The 20,746-nt window shown below is 37.8% G+C and carries 21 protein-coding genes, 1 pseudogene and 1 riboswitch; of the genes and pseudogenes, 2 read left to right on the forward strand and 20 right to left on the reverse strand.

Features of this window, described 5'->3' with window-relative positions; all coding sequences use genetic code 11:
- Positions 1 to 42: 42 nt before the first annotated feature.
- From FC27_RS10475 to FC27_RS10565, 19 genes and pseudogenes are all read right to left on the reverse strand, one after another.
- Entirely contained in the window at positions 43 to 507 is a 465-nt protein-coding gene (locus tag FC27_RS10475; RefSeq protein WP_010623463.1) for a hypothetical protein, read from the reverse strand.
- 54 nt (positions 508 to 561) lie between these two features.
- A complete protein-coding gene (locus FC27_RS10480) occupies positions 562 to 1,761 on the reverse strand; it encodes a CCA tRNA nucleotidyltransferase (RefSeq protein ID WP_010623462.1) in 1,200 nt (399 codons plus the stop codon).
- Between the two features lie 4 nt (positions 1,762 to 1,765).
- Complete coding sequence (locus FC27_RS10485; protein ID WP_010623461.1) at positions 1,766 to 3,013, reverse strand: tetratricopeptide repeat protein; 1,248 nt, start codon at positions 3,011 to 3,013, stop codon at positions 1,766 to 1,768.
- A 72-nt stretch (positions 3,014 to 3,085) separates the two neighbouring features.
- Positions 3,086 to 3,361 carry an HU family DNA-binding protein gene (locus FC27_RS10490; protein ID WP_010623460.1) on the reverse strand — a complete coding sequence of 92 codons (276 nt, stop codon included), beginning with the start codon at positions 3,359 to 3,361 and terminating at the stop codon, positions 3,086 to 3,088.
- A gap of 189 nt (positions 3,362 to 3,550) precedes the next feature.
- Complete coding sequence (gene der / locus FC27_RS10495) at positions 3,551 to 4,864, reverse strand: ribosome biogenesis GTPase Der (RefSeq protein WP_010623459.1); 1,314 nt, start codon at positions 4,862 to 4,864, stop codon at positions 3,551 to 3,553.
- A gap of 12 nt (positions 4,865 to 4,876) precedes the next feature.
- Positions 4,877 to 5,536: a (d)CMP kinase gene (gene cmk / locus FC27_RS10500; protein ID WP_010623458.1), complete on the reverse strand. Its 660-nt coding sequence runs from the start codon at positions 5,534 to 5,536 to the stop codon at positions 4,877 to 4,879.
- Between the two features lie 135 nt (positions 5,537 to 5,671).
- Positions 5,672 to 6,823: a LysM peptidoglycan-binding domain-containing protein gene (locus FC27_RS10505; RefSeq protein ID WP_010623457.1), complete on the reverse strand. Its 1,152-nt coding sequence runs from the start codon at positions 6,821 to 6,823 to the stop codon at positions 5,672 to 5,674.
- Positions 6,824 to 6,910: 87 nt separating this feature from the next.
- Positions 6,911 to 7,465, reverse strand: coding sequence for an ECF transporter S component (locus tag FC27_RS10510; RefSeq protein ID WP_010623456.1), 555 nt, complete (start codon positions 7,463 to 7,465; stop codon positions 6,911 to 6,913).
- A gap of 67 nt (positions 7,466 to 7,532) precedes the next feature.
- A riboswitch (FMN riboswitch) is annotated at positions 7,533 to 7,652 on the reverse strand.
- 29 nt (positions 7,653 to 7,681) lie between these two features.
- Entirely contained in the window at positions 7,682 to 8,410 is a 729-nt protein-coding gene (locus FC27_RS10515) for a pseudouridine synthase (protein ID WP_010623455.1), read from the reverse strand.
- Positions 8,411 to 8,446: 36 nt separating this feature from the next.
- Entirely contained in the window at positions 8,447 to 9,025 is a 579-nt protein-coding gene (gene scpB, locus FC27_RS10520) for an SMC-Scp complex subunit ScpB (RefSeq protein ID WP_010623454.1), read from the reverse strand.
- 2 nt (positions 9,026 to 9,027) lie between these two features.
- Positions 9,028 to 9,753, reverse strand: a complete 726-nt coding sequence (locus FC27_RS10525) for a segregation and condensation protein A (RefSeq protein ID WP_010623453.1) — start codon at positions 9,751 to 9,753, stop codon at positions 9,028 to 9,030.
- Positions 9,754 to 10,134 carry a hypothetical protein gene (locus tag FC27_RS10530; RefSeq protein WP_010623452.1) on the reverse strand — a complete coding sequence of 127 codons (381 nt, stop codon included), beginning with the start codon at positions 10,132 to 10,134 and terminating at the stop codon, positions 9,754 to 9,756. It abuts the gene before it with no gap.
- A 9-nt stretch (positions 10,135 to 10,143) separates the two neighbouring features.
- Positions 10,144 to 11,064, reverse strand: a complete 921-nt coding sequence (gene xerD, locus FC27_RS10535) for a site-specific tyrosine recombinase XerD (RefSeq protein ID WP_010623451.1) — start codon at positions 11,062 to 11,064, stop codon at positions 10,144 to 10,146.
- 17 nt (positions 11,065 to 11,081) lie between these two features.
- Complete coding sequence (locus FC27_RS10540; RefSeq protein WP_010623450.1) at positions 11,082 to 11,942, reverse strand: CvfB family protein; 861 nt, start codon at positions 11,940 to 11,942, stop codon at positions 11,082 to 11,084.
- 174 nt (positions 11,943 to 12,116) lie between these two features.
- Positions 12,117 to 12,950, reverse strand: a complete 834-nt coding sequence (gene rhaD, locus FC27_RS10545) for a rhamnulose-1-phosphate aldolase (RefSeq protein WP_010623449.1) — start codon at positions 12,948 to 12,950, stop codon at positions 12,117 to 12,119.
- A gap of 38 nt (positions 12,951 to 12,988) precedes the next feature.
- Positions 12,989 to 14,272, reverse strand: coding sequence for an L-rhamnose isomerase (locus tag FC27_RS10550; protein WP_010623448.1), 1,284 nt, complete (start codon positions 14,270 to 14,272; stop codon positions 12,989 to 12,991).
- 21 nt (positions 14,273 to 14,293) lie between these two features.
- Positions 14,294 to 14,608, reverse strand: a pseudogene (rhaM, locus tag FC27_RS10555) (L-rhamnose mutarotase).
- Entirely contained in the window at positions 14,605 to 16,077 is a 1,473-nt protein-coding gene (gene rhaB, locus FC27_RS10560) for a rhamnulokinase (RefSeq protein ID WP_010623446.1), read from the reverse strand. Before rhaB ends, rhaM begins: the two are co-directional and overlap by 4 nt.
- A 2-nt stretch (positions 16,078 to 16,079) precedes the next feature.
- Positions 16,080 to 17,393 (reverse strand): MFS transporter, encoded by a 1,314-nt coding sequence (locus tag FC27_RS10565; protein WP_010623445.1) that lies wholly within the window; start codon positions 17,391 to 17,393, stop codon positions 16,080 to 16,082.
- 134 nt (positions 17,394 to 17,527) lie between these two features.
- On the opposite strand from FC27_RS10565, the gene FC27_RS10570 reads away from it, so the two are divergent.
- A complete protein-coding gene (locus FC27_RS10570) occupies positions 17,528 to 18,496 on the forward strand; it encodes a helix-turn-helix domain-containing protein (protein ID WP_010623444.1) in 969 nt (322 codons plus the stop codon).
- A gap of 95 nt (positions 18,497 to 18,591) precedes the next feature.
- Complete coding sequence (locus FC27_RS10575) at positions 18,592 to 19,713, forward strand: NAD(P)-dependent alcohol dehydrogenase (protein ID WP_010623443.1); 1,122 nt, start codon at positions 18,592 to 18,594, stop codon at positions 19,711 to 19,713.
- Between the two features lie 118 nt (positions 19,714 to 19,831).
- Here FC27_RS10575 and FC27_RS10580 read toward each other — a convergent pair whose 3' ends face one another.
- A complete protein-coding gene (locus tag FC27_RS10580) occupies positions 19,832 to 20,635 on the reverse strand; it encodes a DUF4931 domain-containing protein (RefSeq protein WP_010623442.1) in 804 nt (267 codons plus the stop codon).
- Positions 20,636 to 20,746 lie beyond the last annotated feature (111 nt).

A 20,746-nucleotide genomic window follows, 5' to 3' on the forward strand; every position in this document is an offset into this window, starting at 1 on the left:
TTTGACTTAGAGCCAAAATTTTATTGATTAATGAAAAACTGATTAAAGTTCTTCTTTATAGACATCATAAACAGTCTTTTCTTTATTAACTGTCAAATATAGCTTACCGTTCTTCTTGGAAATTGCTGATGATTGATAGGCATTGTCTAAACCTTCAGCATCCTTTTGCTTGAATGGTAAATAAATTTGCATTGGATCTTTATTTTCATCTTCACCAAAAATAATATCGACCTTTTCAAGATCTTGATATTTAATAATCCGATTGAACATACCGTCTGCCATAGCAGCAGTTGAAACATCAGTATCTTTAATGTAATCAGCTTCTGGAAGGATTTCAATTCTGAAACTCTTGCATGGATGGATTTCTTGCATACGTCCACCGCTGATACGTCCAAAGCTAGTTGTAACACGTGAGATCCAAACATCACTCATTTCACCATGATTGACTGTCCAGGTATCTTCGTTTCTGAAATAAAACTTAAGCTCCTTAAATACATGTTTGCTCATGTTATCACCCTTTCGAATACATAAATACTTAACAAGTTAATGATAACACGGTTGTTACAAGATTAACAAATAACTTGCTAAATCTTGATAGGAATTTGTAACCGTTTGCGTAACGACGGCCTTTTCAAGGCTAGTCATGTATTCACCGATTTTAGGACCTGGCTTTATTTTCAGAATATCAATGATATCTTTTCCAGTTATTTTCAATGCATGTGAATCTTTTATCGGAATTTTAGCGACTTTTTCATTAATTTTTTTATTATCAATTGTGATATCAAATAGTTCACATAAGGATTCAACTCGAGAAACATTTTTGACACCTAGTAAATAAATTTGCCAAACATCAATTTCTTTGTGTTGGAAATCACGAAGCATTTTTTCGGTCGATTGACAATCTTCCCTGATTTTATTTGAAACTTTCCAGTCACGTAAGAACTGATTAAGTTCTTCACCAGACAATCCTAACGAAAAGCCAACTGCAGTCCAGACCATCGTTTCATCATTCATAACAATATTTTTGGCTTGTGCCAATTTTTTTAATTTAGCTGTTTGACCCTGAAAATCTGGACAATATTCTGAGAGACCTAGTCGCAAGAAATCAGCGAAGCCTGTCTTCCAAGCCTGACCGTAGAACATTTTTACGAATTCTTCATGGACTCTTTCAACAGCGATTTTTGACAATAAATGAGCATTGTCCGCGATTGCTTGTTCAGTTTTGCCTTCAATCGTGAAATCCAGCTGGGCCTGAAAACGGACTGCTCGCATCATCCGTAAAGCATCTTCATGAAATCTTTCCTCTGCTACTCCAACGGCTTTGATCAGATGGTTCTTCAAATCAGCTAATCCATCAAATTTGTCGACCACGTTCCCATTATGATCGACCGCTAAGGCGTTGATCGTAAAATCACGCCGCTTCAAGTCATCAGTCAATGAACGAACGAAGGTCACCTTATCGGGTCGACGGAAATCTTGATAACCCGATTCGGTCCGAAAAGTAGTTATTTCATAAGAATTGTCGTTCATCAAAACTGTCACCGTTCCATGTTTTATCCCGGTATCAATGGTGCGTTTAAAAATATTTTTGATTTCTTCAGGATAAGCACTCGTAGCAATATCGACGTCGTGGATCGGTAAACCTAAAATGTGGTCACGAACACTTCCACCGACAAAATAGGCTTCAAATCCAGCGTCTTCAATCATTTTTAAAATTGGCAAAGCAGTTTGAAAATCTTCAGGAAGCTGTTTCAGTTGCATAAAATTACCTCATTTGATCTAAAAGTTCTCGTTTATCTTCATCATCAGGATCTTGTTTCAAGTATAGCTGTAGGGCAGCTTTTAAGGCTTGTTCGTCCCCACTACTCCGTAATATTTCAATCATATCATTTAAGTAGTCTAAATTATCTTTGAAGTCATCAAAAACTAAGCCGATATTTTCTTGGGCAGCTGCCATATCATCAGTTTCAAAATACGACTTGGCCAAATTCCAAGTTAATTTTGGATTGTTGTTCGTATCGACTCCGCTCAACAAATCAAGGTTGTTTTGATATTGTCCATGTGTAATATAGAAATCACTTAGTCGGATGAGCAATGTCAAGGGGTGCTCAACCGTCTTGATTCCCTTTGTGATGATTTTTAGAGCTTCATCAGGTGAATAAGCAATACCGGCATCAAACGCTGTCTCATAGAGTTTTTCATCCAATTCATTCAAATTTAAACCAAGTTGAGCATATTTGAATGCTTGCTGGTTATTTTTGATGTTTAAATAGTCGTCTGCAAGGACAACATAGGCCGTTGGATAATCACGGTTCGTCTCTAATAATTTTTCCAAAGTCGAGATAGATTTATTATAATCTTTTACTTGGTTATAGAGAAATCCTAGTTGATATTGAGCATCTTCGTTCAATTCGATCACATTCAGATCCTCAAATTCACTGATGGCCTCTTCATACTTACCCATCCCTGCTAAAGAACTAGCCTTGCGCATCTTTAGTGAGATACCAGAATATTCATCGATACCATCATCCAGCAAGAAATTGTAAAATACGATAGCTTTACTGAATTTGTTCTCATCAAAGTACAATTCAGCAATCGCAAAGCGGAAGACATCTTCATCAGGATACTTTCTAACGCCCTCTAACAACTTTTGCTCGCTGACCTCATACATTGCTTGCGATTGATAGATATCCGCCGATACCAGCAGATTTTCGGCATAGGATGGAGAATCCGGTCCGATCTGTGAAATATAATTCAATGCTTTGTCAGAATCACCATCAGAAACAGCGATCTCTGCCAATCGTGAAAGAATCTGCCCCTCATCAGGATATAAAGTCAATAAATGTTCATATACTGTTTTAGCTTGCACGGATAATCCTCGACTCAATAATGTTTCAGCCAAGGAAAACTTGGTTTGATCATCATCTTGATCTAATGATTCTTGGATCAAACGATCAACATCTGAAAAATCTCCGGCATCAATTGTTTCAATTACCTCGTCTGCTTTACTCAATTATCTTCCTCCAAAATTATCTGTTTGAATGCGTAAAAAAAGCGGTCATTCGACCGCCCCCAAGAAGTAATACTATTTAACTGAATCCTTCAAAGCTTTACCTGGTTTAAATGCAGGAACTTTGCTTGCAGGAATCTTAATTTCTTCACCTGTTTGTGGGTTACGACCCTTACGGGCAGCACGTTGACGTACTTCGAAGTTACCAAAGCCGATCAATTGAACTTTGTTTCCTTCTGATAAGTTTTCTTGAATTGATTCAAAAACAGCATCTACTGCTGAAGTTGCATCTTTCTTTGTCAATCCTGTTTTGCTAGCAACACTATCGATAAGTTCTGCTTTGTTTGCCATATTTGATAACCTCCGGAGATAAAAAAATTTTTTTAGAAACTATGAACAATTGACGTTTGTGTTCATCATTCCAATAACAAAAATACCATAGCAATAGGCATTGAGCAAGCTTTTAACCGCCAAAAGTCCTTAAAATAGGTATTTTTATAAAATATTTAATCAAAATTTTGCTTTTCCTTGAAAATCCCGTCACTTACGCTTTCTTGGCAGGATTTTGATTGGCGTGCCCTCAAAATCAAAAGTTTCACGTAATTGATTTTTCAAAAATCTCTCATAAGAGAAATGCAATAATTCATTGTCATTTACGAAGACAACAAAAGTAGGTGGTTGAACAGCCACTTGTGTCATGTAATAGATTCGCAATCTCTTACCATTGACCACTGGTGTAGGTGCAATCGAAGTTGCCCGCAACAATAAGTCATTCAGCATAGCCGACTGGATCCGACGGTGACGATTATCGTAGACCTTGGAAACTAATTCTGGGATCTGCTCTAATCTTTGTCCTTTCACAGCTGAAGTAAATAAGATCGGTGCGTAGGACAAATACTGAAATTGATCTCGGATAACATTTTCAAAGTCTCTCATCGTATGAGTATCTTTCTTCAGAGCATCCCATTTATTGACGACGATGATAACACCCTTACCAGCATTATGAGCGTAACCTGCGACACGTTTATCTTGTTCGCGGATACCTTCTTCAGCATTTAAAACTACACAAACCACATCAGACTTATCGATGGCACTCAAAGCACGTAGGACGGAATACTTTTCAGTATTTTCGTAGACCTTACCACGTTTTCTGATCCCGGCGGTATCGATCATCGTGAAATCTTTTTCTAAGCGCTCATCGAAATATTTCGTATCAATGGCATCACGAGTCGTTCCTTGGATATTAGAAACGATTACCCGTTCATCACCCAAAATCGCATTGACTAATGAAGATTTACCAACATTAGGACGACCGATAAAACTAAATTTGATCGAATCATCTTGGTCATGCTTATCTTCGGTCGGAAAAGCTTTGACGATCTCATCGAGTAGGTCACCGATCCCAGTTCCTTGTGATCCGGAAACTGGATTAGGATCACCGAATCCTAAAGCATAAAAATCATAGATGTTTTCCCGTTGTTCAGGATTATCAGCTTTATTAACAGCTAATATGATTGGTTTCTTCGTACGATACAATATTTTAGCGACATCTTCGTCTTCTTTAGTAACACTATTTTGACCATTAACGATAAAGACGATCACATCCGCCTCATCGATCGCAATTTCAGCCTGATTCTTGATTTGGACCGTTAAAGGTTCATCCGACATGTCGATACCACCAGTATCGATCAAGCGGAATTCCTTTCCTAGCCAACTGGCACGAGCATAGATCCGATCTCGCGTAACTCCAGGTGTATCTTCAACGATTGAAAGACGTTCATTGATTATTCGATTAAAAATCGTAGATTTACCAACATTGGGACGACCAACTAAGGCAACTACTGGAACAGCCATGGGCGTACCTCCTTATTTGTTTTCTGCAACTATTTCTAAAACTTTTGAGACAACTTGTTCAATGGTCATATCTGAAGTATCTACCTCGACCGCATCACTAGCTTTTCTGAGCGGCGATACTTTACGATGCGAATCTTTATAGTCACGGGCAGCAATCTCATCTTCGAGTTTCTTCAAAGGTGTCTTGATCCCCCGGGTGATATTTTCATCATATCGTCTTTTGGCACGGATGGCGACACTGGCAATCAGAAAGATCTTGACTTGAGCATCTGGCAAAACTGTGGTCCCAATATCACGACCATCCATGACAATATTACTATCATTTGCCAATTGACGTTGCATTTCAACTAACTTTTCACGAACTTCTTTGATGGCAGAAACTTGAGAAACATTATTGGTGATCTCCTCACTTCTGATTTCTTCAGAAACATTTTCGTCATCTAAAAGAACTTCTTGACCATGATCAGTATTATTAAATTTAATAGTATGTTTATCCATTAGTTTTAAAATACCAGACACATTACCATAATCTATTTGATATTTTTTTGCAAGCAATGTCACCGTACGATACATTGCACCTGTATCACAATAAATGAATTTTAATTGCTTTGCGATTAATTTAGCGATGGTACTTTTACCAGCAGAAGCTGGTCCGTCGATTGCGATTTCCATTTTACATCTACTCCAAATTCAAAAAGAAAGCGCAACGAATCGCTTGACTCTCCAACAAAACAATTCATTGAAAGAATTTGCATTTCGTTACGCATCTTTAGTATTGATTGGATAAATTATCCAATGTTATTCAAATTATTTGATCTTTAATTGAGTACCAGGAGACAAAGTAGTTACTCCGGGATTCAAACTTTTCAATTGAGCAATTTTCATCCCACTATTGACAGCAGCCCGGTACCAGCCTTCACCTTGTTTAACAATATAAGTTGAAGGTATTGAAGATTGACTTGCAGAAGCTTCCTGTGAAGAATTGCCTGTCGAACCAGTCGTCTGAGAACTACCACTAGTTGAATTTGCAGTCGTCCCAGTTGAACCATTAGCAGCGGTCTGTCCCGAAGTGCCATAAGTCGAGCCAGTATTTCCAGAAGTATCTGAGGAACTAGTTTGACCAGAATTTGCAGTTGATCCACTAGTTGAAGCAGCCTCATTAGCATCAGTGTTTTCATTCACTGTACCAGAATTTGACTTACTACTAGATTTCTTCTTGTTGCTGCTTTTCTTACTATCAGAATTCTTCTTTTTGTTGCTTTTCTTGTCTGATTTTTTGTTTGCAGATTTTTTCGATGAATTTTTATCTTGCTTTTCAACTGACTGCTCAGTCTGATTGCTGTCCATACTACTATTGTTACTATCACCATGGAAAAAATACATAGCGACCGGAATGAACATCAAGGCAATTAAAATTATGACTAAGATTGCGACCAAGGTATGATTACCACGCTGCTTGCTTTTACTTACAGCACGTGAAACGTGACCTGATTCATCAGTATCAGAATCAAATGTCTTTTCCCATGGTTTATCTTCAGAATTGTCTGCAGTATTTTCGCGAGTTTCAGGTTGACCTTGAGAGTCGTCTTGACCATTTTGCTTATCTTGACTATTTTGACTACTCATAGCAGCACCAGTTGCGGCACCTGCAGCAACACCTGCAGCGGTCTTCTTCATTTCATCGCTTTCCTTACTTGCTTGCAAATGATCACCATTTGATTGGGAAGCTTGTGAAGGTGTATCAGGTTCTGAACGAGGAACATTATTGACGAAATCTGAACTAGTTCCAACGTCCTTACCAACGACACTCTCTGAGTTAGTTGGCGTCGACTCATTTTCTGAGTCAACCAAATTATACTTACGTAAGTCTTCTGGGCTAACAGAACCCTTACGACTCAAACCTTCGGTTGAAGCAGGAATTTTTGAACCGGAATTGTTCTTATTGTTATTTTCGGGCATTAAAACTCAACCTCCTAATTTCTACCTACTAAGGATAGCATATTAAGTTAAATTTTTTCTTAAAAGATTGTTAAAAATGCCTAAGAATTAGTAATGAGTCCGAAAATGACCCTTTAATCGTGGATAAATAATTATAACCCCTAAACAGTTTATTAACGACTTAATAATATTGAAAGGAATCACGCCTGTCGCAACATACTGAGCCAAGCTCATGTTCAATTGCATCCCTACGACATTAATGTAGAGAGGCATAACTACGAAATAGTTCAATAATGACATCACAATGGTCATGACGACTACTCCAGAAATTACGGCTGTAAATTTTTTGCCACGTTGCCAGAAATAAGTGAATGGCAACAGGAGGCTGACGGCCCCGATGAAGTTTGAAAAATCACCGATGACTCCAGCAGCGCCTTGTCCGGTGATGATCCAGTGGACCAAAGCTTTGATGAAAGCTATGGCTATACCACCAGCCGGACCATAAATCAATGAACCGATCAATGTGACGATGTCACTTAGATCAACTTTCAGAAACGGTAGCCAAATCAAAACTGGAAATTCGAAAAACATGATGATTGCTGCTAACGCGGATAAGATCGAAATACCGATCAAAGAATGAAATTTATAAGTACTTTTTCCCATAAAATCAACCTCTTCCGTTGATCCCCGAAGAAAAAAGGCCTATTTTGGGCGTACCAAAACAGACCTTCTCTGTTTTCTTCCATCTAGACTTTAACTATCGGTTTAGGAATCTCACCTAATCAACCAGCAAAACTGGGTAGCGGACTGTACCGCCGGTCGGGAATTACACCCTGCCNTGAAAACCAACTATTTAATTTATAATTCAACTATAGCAAACTATTTTCTTTCCTTCAACATCGCCACTTCTTGATGAGTCAAGTTACGATACTTTCCTGAGACCAATCCTTCCAAAGTCAAGAAATCATAGCGTTCACGGGAAAGTTTTTCCACTGAGTGACCGACTGCTTGAAACATATTCTTAACTTGGTGATTATGTCCTTCATGAATCGTTAATCTAACGATCGATGTTTTCTTCTTATTGTCTTTAGACATAACTTTTACCTTGGCAGGTGCACTGGTATAGTCCTTGAATTTGATCCCGCCTTCGATCTTGCGGATCTCCTCAGTTGTCAAGATACCTTCGACTTTTGCAACGTAGATTTTCTCAACATGATATCGAGGGTGCATCAATTGATTGGCAAATTCACCATCGTTAGTCAACAAGATCAAACCTGAAGTGTCATAATCAAGTCTTCCAATTGGATAAACTCTTTCATCAACATCGTCCTCAAGGAGATCGGTTAACACTTTGCGGCCTTTATCATCTTTAACAGCCGAGATGACACCACGTGGCTTGTACATAAGGATGTAGCGCTTTTTCTCATGTCGTAATGGGATTCCGTTAACTTCAACTTTATCGTGGCTGTCGACTTTGACACCCATTTCCGTGATGGTCTTGCCATTGACTGTCACTTCACCGTCAGCAATCATTTGCTCTGACTTGCGTCTAGAAGCCACTCCTGCATCAGACATTGCCTTTTGCAAGCGAATTTTTTCATTTTTCATATTTTCCCCTTAGTTTTGACTCTGAAGTTATGCCGATCATTCGGCAGCTTGATCCTGATCATTATTGGAATTGGGATCATTAAATAAATCAATGTTTCCTTCAGGAGTCGAAAATTCCTCTATTTTAGGCAATTCATCGATATCCTTGATCCCAAAATAATCATAGAAGTAATCAGTAACTACGTAAAGATTGGGATGTCCAGGAACATCCTTTTTGCCATGTTCTTTGATCAGTTTTCTGGCCACTAACGTATTAACGCTACCAGAGCTTTGGACACCTCGAATGTCGTCAACTTCGATCCGAGTGATCGGTTGTTTATAAGCGACGATCGACAAAACTTCCAAAGCTGCCTGGCTCAATTTCGTGCCTAGTCCTGACTTGAAATATCGTGTCAAAACTTCAGCATACTCAGACTTAGTCACCAATTTAAAAGTGTCTTTAAATCGAACCAATTTAAGACCTGAAGCCTTATCATGGCTCAACTTGATCTCTAATTGCTCCAAATTTTGCCGAATTGCTGATTTATCAATGGATAGCAAATTGGCGAGGTCGTTTTCGGCAATGCCCTGATCTCCCGCCACGAATAATAATGCCATAATTTCTGCTTGATACAAGATTAATTCCTCAATTCAATAAATAACTCACTTTTTAAGTCCGCCTGAAACGCTAAGACATCTTGGTTACGGACCAATTCCAAAATGGCCATGAAATCGGTCACGACCTCTTCGATACCATGACCGACCTGCATCAATGACTTAAATGAGACCCGTTTATGAGGCAAAAGCTGTGTCATGATCGATTTCTGTGCTGCTTCAATAGAAATAGCCTCATCTTCGATCATTTCAGTCCTTGGTGCATGCTGCACCTGTTCCTTTAAGACCTGCTGGTAAGTCTCAGCTAGATCATTGATCGTTACTGATCCGGGAACTAAGAACTGACTTATCTGGCTCTTAGGAACACTAGGCTCCTTATCAAATGAACGAGCTCGAGTAGTTTCTTTTTGTTGAAAATAATCCACCACTCGTTTGAAAGTCTGATAAGCCAATAATTGTGAGACCAACTCATCACGAGGGTCTTCCAGATCATCTGCTTCTTCTATTTCATCTGGAGCCTTCGGCAACAACATCCGACTCTTGATCGACATCAAAGTTGACGCCATGACCAAGTAATCTCCAGCAATATCTAATTGCAAAACTTTCATATTGTTTAAATAATCAAGATACTGCTGAGTGATATCAGCAATCGGGATGTCATAGATATCGATCTTGGATTCTTTGATCAAATGTAATAATAGATCAATCGGACCTTCAAAGTCAGTCAAGACTAATTGTAATTTTTCCATTTAATCAGCCTCAGCTTCTTGTTTTTGCTGTCTTTCTGACCATTGACGCAATTGATCCACCAAATCAAAGCTTCCTAAAATAGTATACTTCGGAAATTTTTGGTGGACATCATCGAAAATTTTGAAAGTATTAGCTTGTGAACGATACGACGGTGACAAGCTGATATATTCAATGAAGACCGTTTTTTGAGAAAATGAGAGAGCAATAATACCTGAGTAGTCTTCAACATTACTTTTCCATAGATAAAGCTGCCTATTCTCATCCTCATCGTACAATTTTAATTCTTGTTCTAAATTCGACATGTCTTTTAAGTCATCAATATATGACAAGAATCCCATAGTGATTTTTTGATTCTCATCTTTATTATATTTAGTTAACATAAAAGCCTCCTAAGCTCGTGGATGAGCTTGTTCATAAACTTGTTTCATACGAGTTTGATTGATGTGTGTATAAATCTGGGTAGTCGAAATATCCGAGTGTCCCAATAATTCTTGGACCACCCTTAAATCTGCACCATTTGCCAAAAGATTAGTTGCAAATGAGTGACGGAGCGTATGCGGTGTGACATCTTTTTTGATGCCTACTTGTTGGATATATTTTTTGATCATCCTCCAAATGGATTGACGTGTTAAATGCTGGCCACGGAAATTCAAAAAGACAGCTGTTTTTTCGCCATATCTAGTAGTTAAATTAGTTCTGGTCTTTTCAAAATACTGCTTGAGCCATTTGATAGCTGTCTCCCCAATCGGTAACAAACGTTCTTTATCGCCTTTACCAACTGTCTTGATCAATCCGAGATCCAAATGTAGATCATCCATTGACAAGTTGATCAATTCACTGACCCGTAAACCAGTCGCATACATGACTTCAAAAATTGCTCGATCCCTAACTCCTAAAGGCTTACTCACATCAGGAGACTCGATCAACGATACAACTTCTTCCATTGATAAGACGACTGGTAAATGTTGAGCTTTTTTGGGTGCTTCCAATTCATTCATTGGATTGACATCAATATCATCGGTCAATTCCATCCACTGGTAAAACTTTTTTAAAGTCGAAAAAAGTCTGATCTCACTAGTTTTTGACTTTCCAACTTGATCTTGAAAGGCAAAAAAATTGGTGATCTGTAAATGATCATTTGGATAAGTTTTCATCCCTGATTGTTCTAAATAATGACTGAACTCTAATAGATCTTGACGATATGAAGTGATAGTGTTCTTCGACAATCCACGGTCAAGTCGCAAATAACGAGAATAGTCGCTAATTGTATCTTTCATATATTGGCAGTTTACTTGTACTTTTTCACTCATTGGTACCACTCCTATTATCACTTCAAATACGTGAAGCCATCCTTCTGTTCGATTTTTCTTTGTTTCATCAAGTTACCTAAGGCACGTTTAAAGCTACCTTTACTGATACCAAAATATTCTTTGATATCATCTGGATCGCTTTTATCGGTGTAAGGGATCTTGCCATCACGAGCATGCTCTAAAACAGCTAGAATCATCTCAGCATCTGGTGTTATTTCCTCATAAGCTCGAGGCTTCATGGATAAATTAAGGCGACGGTGACTTGAGCCAATCACTCTTGTTTTGACTTTTTGACCGATTCTTAATGGACCGTCTTGTTCATTACTATGGATAAAACCAATGTAATAATCTTCAGTCATCACAAAAGTACCCGAATTACGGATAGCAATGACGACTCCATCTTCATCACGATTTTTTTCTTGATCGCCAGCACTACGAGCTAATTGCATATAAAGGTTCAAATCAGCCAACTTACCCCAAAGGCGTCCTTTATGATCGACTGAAAGTTCGACCATGACTCGATCACCTTTTTTTGGCCATTCTGAATGTTCTAATGGTAGATCATCTAAAGAGACCACGAGATCTTTATCTTTTAAACCTGAATCGACAAAGACACCTAAATCAGTCCTGACATCGATCACGTCTGCATAATCCCAAACTCCCTTCATGACTTTAGGCATAACGGTAGTAATTTTATTTTTATGAGCTTGATTTTCGTAAACAAAGCCACCAAGCTCATCCCCTAATTCTTGGATCTCATCTAACTCACTGAGATCCATTGCAAAAGTGATACCTTCGATCTGAACGAAGGCCTCATCTTTATTTAAGTCAGTCACTGTACCCGAAAGTACATTTCCGTATATTTCTGAAATTTCCATAATTCACCAATTCCCTTTTATTTGCTCTTATATTTTAACAGTAAAAACAATCAATTTCACAATTTAACATAAATGTTAGCAGATATTAATAATCCTATTAATTTTGACAAAAAAAATGCGTTAATTCAATTAGAATTAACGCATTTATACCATTTTTGCTATTTATGCAATTCTTTAATTATTGATTGGTTGCATTGATAGGAAATTAGGATTTGGTGTGACATTAAATGACTTAGCTAGATCTCTTAAGTCGTCATCAGTAATACTTTGCAAGATATCTCCACCTTGACTCTTGATGGCTGTATAAATCATGCAAGCTTTTTCAACTGTTTCGATCAAGCCATAAACTTCATCCATGCTGTCACCACAAGCAAAGATACCATGATGTGGCCACATAACGACACGGAATTCATTCATCTTATCGGCGGTTGCTTGACCAATCTCGTTAGTACCAGGAGTCATATAAGGAATAATTCCGATACCTTCTGGGAAGACGACCAATGATTCAGCTTGCATCTTCCATAATAGACGGCTAACTGAGCCTTCATCCAATTCATGAGTGAATGATAATGCAACTAAGTTAGTTGGATGACAGTGCATAACAACTCTTTGATTTGAATCAACTTTTTGACGATTGATATGAGTCATCAAATGTGATGGAAATTCACTTGTTGGTTCTCCTCCGTCGTTAAAGCCCCAGAGCAGGTCAACAGAATTACCTTCGTCAGTGATCCGAACTAGTCCAGTATCACGTTCTGGATAATTGTGGACGTTCTTGAAATAACGTCCTGTCCCGGTAACCAAAAAGTATTGTCCAGCTAGAGGGGTTGCATCAAATTTGATTGGGATGTTACGAAGTGTTTTATCCAAATCGTCGAATTGATCGACTTCATCTTGAGTTAAACGAAGACTGACGTTACCGCCATTTCTTTCGTCCCAACCATGTTTGTATAACTCATTAGTAATTTCAGACATCTTTTCAACATATTTCGAATCCTTAAATTTCATAATTAAGTAGCTTCCCTTCTATTAAACCCCGATAAAATTTAGTTATTTACTAATTTGCCGTCACGCTTGAATTGGACGTCTTTTTCATATTGATGAATATTGTTCAACCAGTCAGTACCTACAGGAACATTGTTTTGTACACAGAATTCATCCCATACAGCACCAAATGGATATGACTTCAATTCTTCTGTTTCAGCTAATCTTGTTGTGAAGTCAAAGTTCAATTCTGCTTGTTTCAATTGATCAATAGGCTCCAACATAGCTTGTAAAATAGCCTTTTGTGTAGCACGGGCACCAATGACCCAAGCAGCAACACGGTTGATAGTTGCATCAAAGAAATCAAGTCCGATATTAGTCTTGTTCAATTCGTTATCAAGAACTAATGAACGAGCGATACGGATCAATGCATCATCAAAGATAACAACATGGTCACTATCCCAACGAACAGGACGTGAAACGTGAAGCATCAAACCTTTACCAAATGGTAAGAAGGCTGAGAACTTATCAGAAACATCTTCTGTTGGGTGGAAGTGTCCGGAATCAATTGTCCATAACTTACCTCTAGTAATAGCGTAATTGTTGTAGAACAAGTGTGAACCAACAGTATATGATTCAATACCTGTACCAAACAACTTACCTTCGAATGACTCGATAGTATTCTTTTCGTCATATTTCTTTTCGATCATTTGATCCAATGAATCGATTAAGCGAAGACGTGGTGTAGCCTTGTCGATAGGATTATCCTTGAAGCCATCAGGGATCCAAACATCGTTGATTGATTGTTGACCTAATTCTTTACCAAAGTAGTTGGCAATTTCACGAGTTCTCTTACCATGTTCGATCCAGAAGTCACGAACATCTTTGTCAGGACTTGCCAATGTAAAGTTATTTTTAACCATTGGATGTGAGAAGAATGTTCCGTTCATATCCAAACCAATATGTTCTTTCTTAGCCCAATCTACCCAATAGCTGAAGTCTTCGGGTTCAAGTTCATCCAAGTCTTTCTTCTTGTCAGTTACAGCATAGATAGCGTGCATTTGAACTTTATGACTACCAGGTATCAATGAAAGTGCTTCTGACAAGTCACTTGATAATTCGTCTGGTGTACGAGCAATTCCTGGATAGTTACCACTAACTCCAATACCACCGGTTAATGCTTGTCCTGGGAATAGGAATCCATGAATATCATCACCTTGCCAGCAGTGAACTGACAACTTAACTTTCTTCAAATCCTTTAAAACCTTATCGGTATCAACACCGATTTCGGCATAACGCTCTTTGGCAGTTTTATAAGCTTCTTCAATATTTTCTGATTTAGTCAATTTGTTTCCCCTCCATATTTTTTAATCTAAATGAAACACTTCATCCAAGTCGACAGTGACTGGACTCTTATCAGGATTGGTATCCATCAAAGGCTACATATATGCCCACCATTTCTTAGCAGCATCAGTTTTAGCGATATCGTTATACTTTTCGATGTTGTCGACTTCTAGATAGGCAAATAACTCACCGTTGTCTTTGTTCAAGAAGATCGAGTAGTTATGTGCTCCGGCTTCTTTCAAGGCTTTGCGCATTTCTGGAAAAAGGTTGTTATGCCTTTTGGCATATTCTGCGTAGGAGTCTTTATGCAAATACATAATTTGTCCTAATCTTTTCATTGAACCGTCGTCCTTTCATTATTTTCAAGGAACTCTTGATACCTGTGTAACACATCAGCATATTTGTGAGTTTCAGGAACGAACTTCTTAACTCCAAAGGAGTCACGGATCAATTTCCGACCCTCACCAATATTGTTAACATCATTTTTAGTGATCATTTGCACGATCAAGTTACCAATTGCAGTAGCTTCACTTGGTCCTGCATATACATCAATGTTGCTCAAAGTACTTGTCAATTGATTCAATAACTTAACATTTGAACCCCCACCAACGATATTGAGAGTTGAAAGCTTATATCCAAGGATATTGTTCAAATCTTCAATTTCATTGGCATAATACAAAGCTAAGTTAGAATAAATTGCCATGGCGATCTCACCAGGTGTTTCAGGAACTTTTTGCTGAGATTCGCGACAATATGTTTGAATTTCTTTGATCATATTATCAGGATTAGTGAACCGATCATCATTAACATTAATGAATTGCTGGAAAGGTTTAACTTGTCCAGCTAAATCGGCTAGCTCAGCAAAACTATACTTATCATCTAATTCCTTTTTGACACATTGGATCATCCAAAGTCCCATGATGTTTTTAAGGAACCGATAAGTACCATAAGCACCCCACTCATTGGTGTAATTGCCTTTGAAGGCTAGTTGACCATTTTCAGGAACATTTAATTCGGTCCCTAATAATGACCAAGTACCTGAACTCAAGAAGGCCCAGTGTTCACCTTCACCTGGCGTACCCAAGACAGCTGAAGCTGTATCGTGAGTTGCTACGGTAACAACTTCTGTTTCTGGAAGATCATACTTCTTATGCCACTTATGACGAATATTGCCTAAGATAGTCCCTGATTCGACCAATCTTGGGAATTGATCTTGTGACACATTTACTTTTTTCAATAGATTCTTATCAAATAATCCTTCACGTAAATTCAACATCTGCGTAGTGGATGCATTAGTAACTTCTGTTACAGCATTACCAGTCAAGACATACCCGATATAGTCAGGTATCATCATGATTTTGTCGGTCTTTTCCAAATCCGGCTTACTTTCCTCGTAAAGTTGATACAAGGTATTGAAGTTGAGGAATTGGATACCAGTTTTCTTATAGATGTAATCTTTAGGAAGATCAGATGTCAATTCTTGCATAGCATTTTTTGTTCGACTGTCGCGATAGCTAATTGGATTTTGAATCTTTTCACCATCCATTCCAACTAGAACATAATCAACTGCACAAGTATCGATACCTAAAGTTACATCATCATATCCAGCGGCTTTGATTTTTTCCAAGCCTTTGAAGATCTCATCCAAGATGGAATCGATCGACCAACGGTCATGTCCATTTTCTTTAGTAAAGCCATTTTTAAAACGATGCATCTCTTGGAGTTTTAATTTCTTATTTTCTAATGTACCTAACATCAAACGTCCACTGGAGGCACCGATATCAACTGCTACATAAGCTTTTGACATGATTAAGCTTCCTTTCCACTCGATGTGTTAGTTGCATTCTTTTTGTTAATAGTTTTGTTCTGGTTATATCTTTCATCAGTTATCTCATCCAAGGATTTACCACGTGTATTTGGTGTCCAAATAGTACCGATAACTAATGAAATCAAAAGCAATCCAATCATGAACATTCCGGCAGCCTTGAAGCCCATTGTCGACAAGATTGTTGGGAAGATGATTGACCAAATACCAGCTGAAGCACGAACAACAAAGAACATAACACCTTGTGATCCGGCACGATATTTAGTTGGGAACAACTCGGTAGCCCAAAGTGCGTACCAAGCTTGTGCACCGATACCTGCAGAAATACCCCAGATAAGAACGAACAACCAAAGACTTGTCCAACTCATACCTGTAAATGTCAAGATGAGCCAAGAAGCAACACCCATGGCACCACCGACGAAATAGAAGATACGGTGGTTTGCTTTATCACCATACTTAGCAAAACCAAAGTATGTAGCTAAAGCAGTAAAGATCCAAAGTACAGCCTGAAGCAAGTTAGCTTGTAGATTTGTCAATCCACCGGCTGTTTCGTATACATATGGCATAAAGAATCCCATAGCTCCGGCAACTAAATTCCAGAACATGTATACACCAATCAAGAATAGTAATGATTTAACACTGATCCAATTTGAGAAAAGATCCTTATAAGGATGTGGCTTTACACCAGTGACCTTTTCACGGGCCTTCTGCTCTTCCCATTCCTCTGATTCGTGAAGTTTTCTTTGCAAACTCCAAGCAATCAAAGCAACGACGAACAATACTCCGAATAAAATCCGGTTACCTAATAGACCAAGTGGTGAAAATACAACACCAAGAATAAAGATAATCGCTGGACCCATGGACCAAGCAAATTGTGAAATACCTATATTCTCAGCCCGATCGTTACTCTCAGACGTTTCAGAAATGTATGTCCATGATGCGGGAACACCAGCACCAACGGCAACCCCCAAAATAATGAAGCCTAATAATAACATTGGGAAATTCATAGAAAACATAACAATCAAAGCACCTAACATGTAAACCAACATGTCGTAAGTATAAATAACCTTACGTCCATACTTATCAGATAAATGCCCACCGAACAAAGCACCGATAGCAGCACCAAATGCGTTAGCACTTAAGGCACCTAACAAACCAACCTCAAAACTATTAAGATTGAATTCGCTTGTCCAAAGTGTCAAACCACTGGCACCGGCAACGATACAGTCAGAATCCAAGAAGTTGGTCAAGGAAACTGTAAAGGTCGATTTCAGTGAACTCTTTTTCGAACCACTCATAAATACACCCCACTTTTTTGTTTTTTGAAGAGAGCGCTATCACCAACTTGCAATTTAAATATAACCGCTTTCAGTAAAGTGGTACAATGGCAGTAATACAGTTGTTGAGTAACAAAAATACAGGGGGCATGTTCATGGATTCACGAGTCTTAAGCCGTTTGAAGCAGCATGAATTGATTGAAGTAAAACAATTAAAAACTGGTAAACATGTGGAAGATCTGCCGAAAGAAGCTATCTATAAAAAGAATGAAAGCACGAATATCAAAGTATCGAACAACTATTTTTTCAGGAATCGTGACATATATATCAGTAAGCATGACCGATTTGCCGCCTATCCTAAGCATTCACATCAATTTCTAGAAATGAATTACATGCTCAATGGTACCTGCGACCAAATAGTAGATGGTAAAAATGTTCACCTAAATAAAGGTGATCTTTTACTAATGGATGTTGGGTGCACTCACTCAATCGGTAAACTTAGCGAAAATGACATTTTGATAAATCTGCTATTTCGCGATCAATCCATTAGTATTAATTTCTTAGATGACATGCGCCGCAGCAACTCGGTCTTATATGACTTCTTATTGAATCGAGTGTCCGGAGAAAGTAACACTGTACGCTATATCATTTTCCGAAACAATATTGATAATGATATCCGTTATACGATGGAAGATATCATCACAGAATACTATTCAAAACGTGAATTTTCTAATTCGATCATTAAAGAATACTTGTCAATTTTATTGACCAAATTAGTTCGCCACTATCATGTATCAACTGATAAAAGAAGCCCACAGCAACAATTAGTGATAAAAATTTTAAAAGATATTTCCGAGGAATTTCGTGATATCTCGTTAGAGAAACTTGCTAAGAAATATGATTACAATAAAAATTATCTAAGTAATTTCATAAAACGCGAAGTTGGCATACCTTTCACGACCCTAGTTATGAACCAACGCTTGATTCAAGCGCATAATATGATAACCTCCACCAACTTACCAATTTCTGAAATTATTGAGGATATTGGTATGAAAAACAAAAATAGTTTTTACAAAAAATATAAAGCTTACTACTTAATGATGACTGGCGATGAAAGAAAATAACGAAAACAAGTTTGCATTTTCTGAATAAAAGTGAAATAATACACAACTGAAGAAAGCGATACCATAATTATTGAATATGAGGTGGAAATTTTATTATGAAAATTAAAGCAGCTGTAGTTGATAAAGTTAATGATCCATTCGTCATCAAAGATGACGTTGAATTAGCAGATATCACTGATGACGGCCTTCAAGTAAAGGTTGTTGCTTCTGGTATTTGTCACTCTGATGAAGCATTGAGAACTGGAGATGCAGCTTTCAGTTTCCCTGTTGTTCTGGGACATGAAGGTTCAGGAATCGTTGAAAAAGTTGGTAAGAATGTTAAAAACTTCAAGCCAGGTGATCATATCATCATGTCATTCTATTCATGTGGTGAATGTGATAACTGTTTGAAAGGTAAACCCACACAATGTCGGAATTATGCCGCATCAAATTTGAGCGGTACACGTCCAGACGGATCAGATCATTTTACAGAAGATGGTCATCACGTTAGTGATATGTTCAACCAATCATCATTTACAACACATACTGTCATTGACAAACGTAATGCTGTTAAAGTACCTAAGGAACTTGATTTACGTAAATTAGGACCACTTGGCTGTGGATATGTTACAGGTAGTGGTACTGTCTTCAATACTTTGAAGCCAAGACCTGGTGACACGATTGCTGTCTTCGGTACTGGTGCCGTTGGTCTTGCTGCTATGATGGCCAGCAAGATTTCTGGCTGTGTCAACGTTATTGCCGTTGATATTGTTGAATCACGTTTGGAATTAGCTAAGAAGTTAGGTGCTACTGATGTTATCAATAGTTCTAAAGAAGACGCTGTAGAAGCTATCAAGAAAATCACTAGTGGCCTAGGTGTTGACTTTGCTGTTGATACAACAGGTGTTAAAAAAGTTATGGAAGATTCCATCACCGCTTTAACACAAGGTGGTACATCAGCTACTATCGCCGTTACTCCACATAACATTGATCTCAGCACATGGAATGACCTTTGTGTTGATGACAAAAAAGTCGTCGGTGTAAATATGGGTGATTCAATTCCTCAAGTTGATATTCCTCGCTTGATCAAGTTCTATCAAATGGGTGTCTTCCCATTCGACTTAACTGAAAAGCTCTTCGATTTCGATCAAATCAACGAAGCCGATGCAGAATCAGTTAGTGGTAAAACTATCAAACCTGTTTTAGTAATTGATAAAGATTACAAACCAGGTGAATAAAGAAAAGTTCTTTTATGAAACTCCCCTATGTTCCAATAAATCATCTTTAGAAATAGAATTAGATACCAAAAAGGACGCTGAAAAAATTCAGCGCCCTTTTTGTAGCAATTATTTATTTCTAAAGTTTTTGGATCTCTTCTGATTGAGCATTTTCTTGCAGTCGCTTTAATAATACGTCTGCAATACCACTGACTTGCTTATCCCCATCACGTTGTGATAATCGATAACCAACAAAATATGGAGAAACAACATACCTTGCTTCAATTTTACAAATGATTCTACGTCCAATTTTGTAGAAGAATAAATTATAAGAATCGAATTTACCCCCATATAAATCGTCTAGAACATATTTGACAGTTACACGAGTAAACTCAGCCAAGTCGTCAATATATTTAGGATTATTGATAGTCACATTGAATTCAACAAAACCCATGATCGGCTTTTGAGAAACATTGACATTGATATGTTTTGAATTAAAAACATCCATTCCTGTAAAATTCTCAGCTTCAATATGCTTATATCCGTCAACTTTATCCAAACCGATGATCTGTAAATGTGGATGTCTCAACGATCCGCCAGACATTGGGCCAAAATTTTTGTACATTAGTACACTAGTATACTTCTGACTCTGAATCATTTGATTCCAGCAGTCATAGGCGTATTCAAAAACCTCCTGGTTTTTTTCGACAGAATAATTAGATATATCTCCATAATGATCATGTGATTCGATCAAAACCGTTTGATCAGTATCTTTGAGGGTCCTAAATTTATTCTTGAGCCAAATCATGTCACCCTTTTGATCAACAATGTTGGTCAAGTTTTCTGTATCACAAAAAGGACAATAATCTTTTTGTTTTTTTATATCTCTGGGTTTGCCCTTGGCTTTTTCAATTTCAAAAACCAGTACATCTTTATTTGACACTTTCTCACCTCAAAATTATTTTCATAATACGATATTAACGCAAACACAAAAAAACTGAAAGAAACTCGTCAGTTTCTCTCAGTTAATTTATATGGGTCTAAACTTTCTGGT

The sequence above is a fragment of the Companilactobacillus versmoldensis DSM 14857 = KCTC 3814 genome (assembly GCF_001434295.1).
In the GTDB taxonomy this organism is placed as follows: domain Bacteria; phylum Bacillota; class Bacilli; order Lactobacillales; family Lactobacillaceae; genus Companilactobacillus; species Companilactobacillus versmoldensis.

Excerpts from the sequence above, each read along its gene's own strand:
- FC27_RS10475 (WP_010623463.1), bottom strand. The coding sequence starts at position 507 with ATGAGCAAACATGTATTTAAGGAGCTTAAGTTTTATTTCAGAAACGAA.
- FC27_RS10480 (WP_010623462.1), bottom strand. The coding sequence starts at position 1,761 with ATGCAACTGAAACAGCTTCCTGAAGATTTTCAAACTGCTTTGCCAATT.
- FC27_RS10490 (WP_010623460.1), bottom strand. The coding sequence starts at position 3,361 with ATGGCAAACAAAGCAGAACTTATCGATAGTGTTGCTAGCAAAACAGGA.
- der (WP_010623459.1), bottom strand. The coding sequence starts at position 4,864 with ATGGCTGTTCCAGTAGTTGCCTTAGTTGGTCGTCCCAATGTTGGTAAA.
- cmk (WP_010623458.1), bottom strand. The coding sequence starts at position 5,536 with ATGGAAATCGCAATCGACGGACCAGCTTCTGCTGGTAAAAGTACCATC.
- FC27_RS10505 (WP_010623457.1), bottom strand. The coding sequence starts at position 6,823 with ATGCCCGAAAATAACAATAAGAACAATTCCGGTTCAAAAATTCCTGCT.
- FC27_RS10510 (WP_010623456.1), bottom strand. The coding sequence starts at position 7,465 with ATGGGAAAAAGTACTTATAAATTTCATTCTTTGATCGGTATTTCGATC.
- FC27_RS10515 (WP_010623455.1), bottom strand. The coding sequence starts at position 8,410 with ATGAAAAATGAAAAAATTCGCTTGCAAAAGGCAATGTCTGATGCAGGA.
- FC27_RS10525 (WP_010623453.1), bottom strand. The coding sequence starts at position 9,753 with ATGGAAAAATTACAATTAGTCTTGACTGACTTTGAAGGTCCGATTGAT.
- FC27_RS10530 (WP_010623452.1), bottom strand. The coding sequence starts at position 10,134 with ATGTTAACTAAATATAATAAAGATGAGAATCAAAAAATCACTATGGGA.
- xerD (WP_010623451.1), bottom strand. The coding sequence starts at position 11,064 with ATGAGTGAAAAAGTACAAGTAAACTGCCAATATATGAAAGATACAATT.
- FC27_RS10540 (WP_010623450.1), bottom strand. The coding sequence starts at position 11,942 with ATGGAAATTTCAGAAATATACGGAAATGTACTTTCGGGTACAGTGACT.
- rhaD (WP_010623449.1), bottom strand. The coding sequence starts at position 12,950 with ATGAAATTTAAGGATTCGAAATATGTTGAAAAGATGTCTGAAATTACT.
- rhaB (WP_010623446.1), bottom strand. The coding sequence starts at position 16,077 with ATGTCAAAAGCTTATGTAGCAGTTGATATCGGTGCCTCCAGTGGACGT.
- FC27_RS10565 (WP_010623445.1), bottom strand. The coding sequence starts at position 17,393 with ATGAGTGGTTCGAAAAAGAGTTCACTGAAATCGACCTTTACAGTTTCC.
- FC27_RS10570 (WP_010623444.1), top strand. The coding sequence starts at position 17,528 with ATGGATTCACGAGTCTTAAGCCGTTTGAAGCAGCATGAATTGATTGAA.
- FC27_RS10575 (WP_010623443.1), top strand. The coding sequence starts at position 18,592 with ATGAAAATTAAAGCAGCTGTAGTTGATAAAGTTAATGATCCATTCGTC.